The sequence below is a fragment of the Bradyrhizobium sp. genome (genome assembly GCF_036009065.1).
Classification (GTDB): Bacteria; Pseudomonadota; Alphaproteobacteria; order Rhizobiales; family Xanthobacteraceae; genus Bradyrhizobium.
The window spans coordinates 1-1,703 of the sequence record NZ_DASYMN010000397.1; the positions used below are offsets into that span (position 1 = coordinate 1).

General features: G+C 61.9%; 2 protein-coding genes. Both read right to left on the reverse strand.

The window, feature by feature from the left end; translation table 11 throughout:
• Positions 1-3: 3 nt before the first annotated feature.
• Positions 4-1,173: an IS481 family transposase gene (locus VGP39_RS24160; protein WP_327570615.1), complete on the reverse strand. Its 1,170-nt coding sequence runs from the start codon at positions 1,171-1,173 to the stop codon at positions 4-6.
• Positions 1,174-1,302: 129 nt separating this feature from the next.
• A partial coding sequence (locus VGP39_RS24165) for an SRPBCC family protein (RefSeq protein ID WP_327570616.1) occupies positions 1,303-1,703 on the reverse strand: 401 nt, incomplete at its 5' end.

A 1,703-nucleotide genomic window follows, 5' to 3' on the forward strand; every position in this document is an offset into this window, starting at 1 on the left:
TGTTTAGACCGGGGACATGGCCGACACCTGTTCGGAGACATGACCGACACTTTTTCCGCTCGTCAAGTCGATGGTGGCGACCTGGTGAGCGGCAAAGAAAACTCCGTATTTGCCGTCGTCCGATGCAGGCCTGATGGCCAGACGCTCACCACAGAATGCCTGCGGGACTTTCCAGAGCCTGCCCTTGAAGCTGATGTAGGCCTTGGTCGCAGGTACGCTGCGTACGATCTCGTCGCTGTCGTATTCGGGTTCTGGGAGACGCTTGGGCATCGGCCGCTGGCTTGGCCGGTAGCGACTGGCCGGCACCTGCTGGTTGAGTGCTTCATGCGGCCGCTCGAAGTTGTAGACTTCGCGCCAGGCATCGAAGGCGCGTTGGGTCTCGGCGAGATCGCGAAAGCGGCGCAGCGCGAACACCTCGGCATTGAGCGTGCGATGGAAGCGCTCGTTCTTGCCACGGCTCTGCGGGTGGTACGGGCGACTGTGGATGACGCCGATGCCGAGCTTGAGCAGCCATACCTCGAACCGTGTCCAGCGCTCGCCCGAAGGGTCTCCCCAAGGGGTGCCGTTGTCGACGAAGAATGCCTCCGGCAGGCCGTAATGGCGAAAGGTCAGTTCCAGCCGCTCACGCACGGTCTCGCCGCGCTGATCGGCACAGGCCTGCAGGCACAGATCATAGCGCGAATGATCATCCACCACCGTCAGCGGATGGCATTGCGCATCGTTGCCAAGCCGCACCCAGCCCTTGAAGTCCATCTGCCATAACAGGTTCGGTGCCGGCATCTCGAAGCGCTGGCTTGCTGCAGCGCCCCCCAAAGGGGCCTTAACACGGCCCGACCGGCGCAGGATCTGATGCACCGTCGAAACCGCCGGCGAACTGGCACCTTCGCGTTCCAGGCACCGTGCAATCTTGCGAGCACCCCATGCCGGATGGGCATCGCGCACCGCAAGAACGCGCTGTTCGATCGCGCCGTCCGTTCGTTGCGGGCTCGAATGCGGACGGCGCGATCGGTCTGCGACGTTCTGATCAGCCTGCCATCGGCCCAGCCATTTATACCCCGTCTCAGGGTGAATACCGAACCGCCGGCACAGCTCCCGCCGGTTCGCCCCTTCCTGCATCGCAAGCATTACAAACTCTCGCCGCTGATCCACAACCGACACCTCGTGCCACGGCATGGCTGGCCTCCCGAATCGCCAAATCCATGCACTATGTGATGTGTCGGCTATGTCTCCGAACACCTGTCGGTGATGTCCCCGGTCTAAACATCAAGCCCGGCAATGACGGGAGAACGTGTCCCGGGTTTTCTATTGATTGATCTCGGGCTCGACCAGGCTGGCGAGATTTCGCAACGACTGCTGCCAGCCGAGATAGCACGCTTCCACCGGAATGGCGTCGGGAATGCCCTCCTGCACGACGTTGATCTCGGTGCCGACGGAGACTTGCCTGAGCGTCACCGTCACCTGCATTTCGCCCGGCAAATTGGGATCGTCGAATTTGTCGGTGTAGCGCACGCGTTCGCCCGGCACGAGCTCCAGATATTCTCCGCCGAACGAATGGCTCGAACCGGTCGTGAAATTCCGGAACGACATTTTGTGAGTGCCGCCGACTTTCGCGTCGAGGTGATGCACGGTGCAAGCAAAGCCGTTGGGCGGCAGCCACTTCGCCACGGCGTCCGCCTCGATGAAGGCGCGATAGACCTTATCGG